The 6,941-nt window shown below is 59.9% G+C and carries 4 protein-coding genes; 1 reads left to right on the top strand and 3 read right to left on the bottom strand.

Going from position 1 to position 6,941, the window contains the following annotated elements; all coding sequences use genetic code 11:
• Positions 1-225 precede the first annotated feature (225 nt).
• Positions 226-1,152, bottom strand: a complete 927-nt coding sequence (locus tag CKW15_RS24850; RefSeq protein WP_095152865.1) for a 1-aminocyclopropane-1-carboxylate deaminase/D-cysteine desulfhydrase — start codon at positions 1,150-1,152, stop codon at positions 226-228.
• A gap of 64 nt (positions 1,153-1,216) precedes the next feature.
• On the bottom strand, positions 1,217-3,256 hold the full coding sequence (locus CKW15_RS24845) for an FAD-dependent oxidoreductase (RefSeq protein WP_095152864.1): 2,040 nt from the start codon (positions 3,254-3,256) through the stop codon (positions 1,217-1,219).
• 306 nt (positions 3,257-3,562) lie between these two features.
• Here CKW15_RS24845 and tynA point away from each other — a divergent pair, with 306 nt between their 5' ends.
• Positions 3,563-5,851 carry a primary-amine oxidase gene (gene tynA, locus CKW15_RS24840; RefSeq protein WP_095152863.1) on the top strand — a complete coding sequence of 763 codons (2,289 nt, stop codon included), beginning with the start codon at positions 3,563-3,565 and terminating at the stop codon, positions 5,849-5,851.
• 126 nt (positions 5,852-5,977) lie between these two features.
• Here the strand turns inward: tynA and feaR are convergent, their stop codons facing one another.
• A complete protein-coding gene (gene feaR / locus CKW15_RS24835; protein WP_095152862.1) occupies positions 5,978-6,892 on the bottom strand; it encodes a transcriptional regulator FeaR in 915 nt (304 codons plus the stop codon).
• Positions 6,893-6,941 lie beyond the last annotated feature (49 nt).

Below are 6,941 nucleotides of genomic sequence, written 5' to 3'. Positions count from 1 at the left end.
GTGAGCTCAACCAATGTTGGCCAGAAGCCAAAGATGGCTTCCTCGAATAGGCCTTATACATAGATGCAACCGGGTAGCAGTGTTTAAAAAGCAGGTAGACAGTGGGGGCGAGTCCATACATAGGAGCGAGCCTGCTCGCGATGGCGCCCTATCATTCAACAGATGTATTGAATGACCTGACCTCATCGCGAGCAGGCTCGCTCCCACACTGATTGGCGATGCCCTTCAGATCGGTGAATCAAACCCGCGACGCCCCTGCAAGCCGCCCGTGTGGATAAAGACAAGTCGTGTGCCCCTGGCAAACTGTCCTGCTTCGACTTGCTGCTCCAGCGCCAGCAAAGCCTTGCCGGTATACAAAGGCTCCAGTGGAATGCCGCTGACCTGCTCGGTCTGTTCGATGAAGTCGAGCAGCATTGGATCGACCTTCGCAAAGCCGCCGCGACTGGCATCGAACAGTTCATACACCGGATCCACCGCCCCCGCTTGCTCCATGATCAATTCGACCTGTTGCGCCACGCCATGGTCATCAGGCACCGCCAACGCGCCGTAAACCGGATGTTCCCCCGCCTCAGCCAGCACCAGACCGGCCAGTGTGGTGCCAGTGCCGCAGGCCAGCCACCAGCCGTCGTAGTCGCTCCAGCCCAAACCCTCCAGTTGCGCGCAAACCGTTTCCTTCAACTGCATGCAACCCCGAGCGCCGGGCAAACCACCACCCCCTTCAGGCACCGCATGCAACGTCGGATATCGGGATTGCCACGGCTGCCAGAAACCCGGTTCATTCCGGGCGCGATATCCGCCATAACCCAACCAGTGCAACTGCATGCCAAATGCCTGCAAATCCCCCACCGTAGGGGTTTGCTGTGGATGGCCGCGCAACAGCCCGACGGTGGAAAAACCGAATCGTTTGCCCGCCGCCGCCAGCGCATGAAGGTGATTGGAATGGGCGCCACCGAGGCTGATGATGCCCTCGGCACCTGCTCGCTCCGCGGCCCTGAGGTGTTCGATCAGCTTGAACCACTTGTTGCCGCTGATCAGCGGATCGATTTGATCCAGGCGCAGGATCGCGACTTCGATGCCGGCGCGGGCCAGCCAGTCGAGGTGAAGGGGTTCGAGGGGAGCGTGAGGAAGCCAGTTGTCTGGAGAAGAAAGCATGATGCCGGATCTTTGGAAAGATCCGGCATCTTAGCAGCACCTTGGTGGGTGGTCTGAATGTGTGTTACAGCTCGGCCGCCAACCGCGAACCCTGATTGATCGCCCGCTTCGCATCCAGCTCCGCCGCGACATCCGCGCCGCCGATCAGGTGCACGTTCTGCCCCGCCGCCACCAGCCCGTCATGCAGCTCGCGCAATGGATCCTGTCCGGCACAGATCACGATGTTGTCCACTGGCAGCACTTGCGGCTCGCCGGTTTCACCAATGCGGATGTGCAGGCCTTCGTCGTCGATCTTCAAGTATTCAACGCTGTTGAGCATTTGTACCTGCTTGTTCTTCAGACCGGTGCGGTGAATCCAGCCAGTGGTCTTGCCCAGACCGTCGCCGACCTTGGATTTCTTGCGTTGCAGCAGGAACACTTCGCGGGCCGGCGCGTGAGGCGCAGCCTTGATACCGGCAACGCCGCCGCGAGCTTCCAGGTGCGTATCGATGCCCCATTCTTTCCAGAACGCAGCACGATCCTGACTGGTCGCTACGCCTTCATGGACGAGGAATTCCGAGACGTCAAAACCGATACCACCGGCGCCAATCACCGCGACACGTTTGCCGACCGGTTTGCGCGCAAGGATCACGTCCAGGTAGCTCAGCACCTTGGCGTTTTCCACGCCCGGAATCGCCGGCAAGCGCGGCGCGATGCCGGTGGCCAGGATGATCTCGTCGTAACCGCCTTCGACCAGTGCAGCGACGTCGACACGGGTGTTCAGGCACACCTCGACGTTGGTGGTCTGCAACTTGCGGTTGAAGTAGCGAATGGTTTCGTAAAACTCTTCCTTGCCTGGCACGCGCTTGGCGATGTTGAACTGACCACCGATTTCGCTGGCCGAGTCGAACAGCGTCACCTGGTGACCACGTTCTGCGGCCACGGTCGCGGCGGACAAACCGGCAGGACCGGCACCGACCACGGCAATTTTCTTCAACTGCTGCACCGGCAGATAGTTGAGTTCGGTTTCATGGCAGGCACGCGGGTTGACCAGGCAACTGGTCAGCTTGCCGCCAAAGGTGTGATCGAGGCAGGCCTGATTGCAACCGATGCAGGTGTTGATTTCATCGGCGCGCCCTTCGGCGGCCTTGTTGACGAAGTCCGGATCGGCCAGGAACGGCCGCGCCATGGACACCATGTCGGCATCGCCTTCCGCCAGGATCTGCTCGGCCACTTCCGGGGTGTTGATACGGTTGGTGGTGATCAGCGGAATATTGACCGAACCACGCAGCTTGGCCGTGACCTTGCTGAAGGCCGCGCGCGGCACTTTGGTGGCGATGGTTGGAATCCGCGCTTCGTGCCAGCCGATACCGGTGTTGATGATGGTCGCGCCAGCCTGTTCGATGGCCTTGGCCAACAGCACGATTTCTTCCCAGGAGCTGCCGCCCTCGACCAGATCGAGCATCGACAGGCGGAAAATGATGATGAAGTTCGGGCCTACCGCTTCACGCACACGACGGACGATTTCCACCGGCAGGCGCATACGATTTTCGTAGCTGCCGCCCCAGCGGTCGGTGCGGTGGTTGGTGTGGGCGGCGAGGAACTGGTTAATGAAATAACCTTCGGAGCCCATGATTTCCACGCCGTCGTACTCGGCGGTTTGCGCCAGTACCGAGCAGGTGACGAAATCGCTGATCTGCTTCTCGATGCCTTCCTCGTCCAGCTCTTTGGGCTTGAACGGGTTGATCGGTGCCTGGATCGCACTGGGCGCCACCTGTTTCGGGCTGTAGGCATAACGACCGGCATGGAGGATCTGCATGCAGATCTTGCCGCCCGCATCATGGACGGCACGGGTGACGATGCGGTGCTTGAGCGCTTCCTCTTCGGTAGTCAGCTTGGCTGCACCGGAGTACACGCCCCCCTCTTCGTTCGGGCCGATACCGCCAGTCACCATCAGGCCGACGCCGCCAAGGGCCCGCTCGGCGAAGTACGCGGCCATGCGCTCGAAGCCACCCGGTTTCTCTTCAAGGCCGGTGTGCATTGAACCCATCAAGGTGCGGTTGCGCAAGGTGGTAAAACCCAGGTCCAGCGGAGCCAGCAGGTGCGGGTAATGAGCGGCGGTCATCGGTAACTCCACTTCGAGCGATCACGGAAATATGCAGGAGCTCTACGGCCCCCATCTGACATGTCCGACAGACTAAGAGCCGCTTCGCTCTCACTCAATGACCTAAACTCACAACTTAATGATCGAAATGCGCAGCAACACCCTCAGGCTCACCCTCCGGGTGTCAATCCTCATGCAGGATCACTCGGGCGATTCAATTGACGGCACAGAGCCAAAGAAATCTGGCAGCAATTCCAAAGCAGAACTGCGCGAGTTGTAGCAAAGTACAAAAACACCCGTACCCGGCTTTTCCTCAGGATCTCCCCTATGTTCAACCCCACCGCGCTGCCAAAAAGATCCCCCCTTGCCCGGCTCGCCCTGGCCATCTCCCTGAGCGCCCTTGGCCTGCCTTTTTGGGCGAGCAATGCCCAGGCCCATGGCGGCCATGCCGACATGGTGCCACTGCAAGCAGGGCTTGAGGAGTTTGGCGCCACGGTGAAGTGGGACGACTATGCCAACCTGTTCACCATCGCCAAGGACGGGGTCTACCTCAAGGTCAAGCCGAACAGCAAAGTGGCCATGCTCAACGGCAAGCGCATGGAGCTGACGGTACCGGTGGTGTTCAAGGACAAGACGGCCTTCATGTCCAAGGACTTCATCAATCAGGTGTTCCAGTCCGGCCTGGACACGACCTTTGTCGTCGAGACCCGCCCCAACCCGCTCAATCCTCTGAGCGCAGCCGAAATCACGGCGGCGGTGGACATCGTCAAGCAATCGGAAAACTACAAACCCGGTTTCCGCTTCACCGAAATCTCAGTCAAGACGCCGCCAAAGGATCAGGTGTGGAATTTCGTCTACACCGGGCAAAACGTCACGCAGCCGCGCCAGGCCAACATTGTGGTGCTGGACGGCAAGCATGTGATCGAAGCGTTGGTGGATCTGGACAGCAAACAGCTCAAGTCCTGGAAGCCGATCGAAGGCGCCCACGGTATGGTGCTGCTGGACGATTTCGTCGCGGTGCAAACGGCCGTGGAAAACAGCCCCGAATACGCGCAGGCCCTGGCCAAGCGCGGCATCAACGACGTGAAGAAAGTCGTGGCCACGCCGCTGACCGTCGGCTATTTCGATGGCAAGGACGGCCTGGCGCAGGACAAGCGATTGCTGAAAATCGTCAGCTACCTCAATGTCGATGACGGCAACTACTGGGCGCACCCGATCGAAGGCCTGGTGGCGATTGTTGATCTGGAACAGAAGAAGCTGATCAAGATCGAAGACGATGCGCTCATTCCGGTGCCGATGAAACCGACGCCGTATGACGGCCGCGGACGCAAGGGCGTGACGGTCAAGCCGCTGGAAATCACCGAGCCAGAAGGCAAGAACTACACCATCACCGGCAACAGCATTCACTGGCAGAACTGGGATTTCCACGTCCGCCTCGATTCGCGGGTCGGCCCGATCCTGTCCACCGTCACTTATGACGACAAGGGCAAGAAGCGCAAAATCATGTACGAAGGCTCGCTGGGCGGCATGATCGTGCCTTACGGCGACCCGGATGTCGGCTGGTACTTCAAGGCGTACCTCGACTCCGGCGACTACGGCATGGGCACGCTGACCTCGCCGATTGCCCGTGGTAAAGACGCCCCGGAAAACGCCGTGCTGCTGGACGCCACCATCGCCGACTACACTGGCGCCCCAACCTCGATCCCGCGCGCCATGGCGGTGTTCGAGCGCTACGCCGGCCCGGAATACAAGCACCAGGAAATGGGCCAGCCCAACCTCAGTACCGAACGGCGTGAACTGGTGGTGCGCTGGATCAGCACCGTCGGCAACTACGACTACATCTTCGACTGGGTCTTCCAGCAGAACGGCACCATCGGCATCGATGCCGGCGCCACCGGCATCGAAGCGGTCAAGGGCGTGAAGTCCAAGACCATGCACGAAGACACCGCCAAGGAAGACACGCGCTACGGCACCTTGCTGGACCACAACATCGTCGGCACCACGCACCAGCACATCTATAACTTCCGCCTCGATATGGACGTGGACGGCGAGCAGAACTCACTGGTGGAAGTGAACCCGGTGGTGCTGCCCAACGACCGTGGCGGCCCGCGCACCAGCACCATGCAGACCGACACCAAAGTGGTCACCACCGAACAGCAAGCAGCGCAGAAATTCGACCCGTCGACCGTGCGCCTGCTGAGCAACCCCGGCAAGGAAAACAAGGTCGGCAACACCGTTTCCTATCAACTGATTCCGTATGCCGGCGGTACGCATCCGGTGGCCAAGGGCGCCAACTTCGGCAAGGACGAATGGCTCTACCATCGCCTGAATTTCATGGACAAGCAGCTGTGGGTGACGCAGTACAACCCGGAGGAAAAGTACCCGGAAGGCAAGTACCCGAACCGCTCGGACAAAGACTCGGGGCTGGGGCAGTTCACTCAGGATAACCAGTCCATCGAGAACACCGACGACGTGGTCTGGCTGACCACCGGCACCACCCACATCGCCCGGGCCGAGGAATGGCCGATCATGCCGACGGAGTGGGTGCATGTGCTGTTGAAGCCGTGGAACTTCTTCGATGAAACGCCGACCTTGAACCTCAACGCACCGAAGTAGACACGCAGTAACCCCTGTAGGAGCTGGCTTGCCAGCGATGGCGTCCGAAAGTTCGACGTACGACTCAAGACCGCCATCGCCGGCAAGCCGGCTCCTACAGGATCAGGTGGTGTTCATGCACAACAATCACGCGTGCTGCTTGCGATACTCCCCCGGCGCAATGCCGAAGCGCGTTTTGAACGCCGTCGAAAAATAGCTCGAATCAGAAAAACCCCACGAATAACCCAGCACCGACAACTTCTGCTCCTTGCCCGAACGCCGCAGGGATTCGGCGCACAAATCCAGGCGACGGTTCTTGATGTAACGCGCCACCACCAACCCCTTCTTGGCAAACATCCGGTACAAGCCACGGGTCGACATGCCGACTTCCCGTGCCAGCCATTCCGGGCACAGTTCTTCGGAGCGAATGTTCGCGTCGATAAAGCTCAAGGTCTTGCGGAAAATGCGCTCATGCGGATCGGTGCAGTCGTCGCTCTGGCTGATGGCCGGGCGCAACAGGCTGACAATCGCCTCCAGCGTCGCTTCACTTTCCTCCCGGGTCAGGTGTTGTTGACGGCTGGCATCCAGGATCAACCGGTGTGACAACATCGCGATGGGGGATGACGCGGCGATCCGGTGACCGCATTTGATCTGATTGAAGCGCAGGGTTTGCTCGACCACTTGATGCGGCAGGATCAACGACAGCTGCCGGGAATTTTCGCCGTAGGTGAAATCGCTGGGCCGCGCAGCGTCGATCAAGGTGATGTCGCCGGGTGACAGCAACACCTTGTCGTCGCCCTGGGCCATGCCCGCCGAACCTTCGAGCTGGAACACCGCGAAGTACTTGCCGCCCTCACCCGCCGCGACCTCATGGGGCGTTCGAAACAGTCGGGCCTGGCACACGTCGACAAAACTGAGCTTGAGCGCATCGCTCTGGTATTCACGGATACGCCCGGCAAACTCGTTGCCCAGGGGTTGTGCGTTGAAGGCGCCACAGATCTGGTTGATCTGATGGATCCACAGGTCGAACCCATCATGGCGCTGTGCAGTTGTAGAAATCATGTCAGGCCTCACGCAGGCTTATTTTTATTGTCTACGTCAATCCACACGA

The organism is Pseudomonas sp. Irchel s3b5, from assembly GCF_900187435.1.
Lineage (GTDB): Bacteria > Pseudomonadota > Gammaproteobacteria > Pseudomonadales > Pseudomonadaceae > Aquipseudomonas.
The sequence above is the reverse complement of the archived record's forward strand: the minus strand, read 5'-3'. Positions and strand labels throughout refer to the sequence as shown.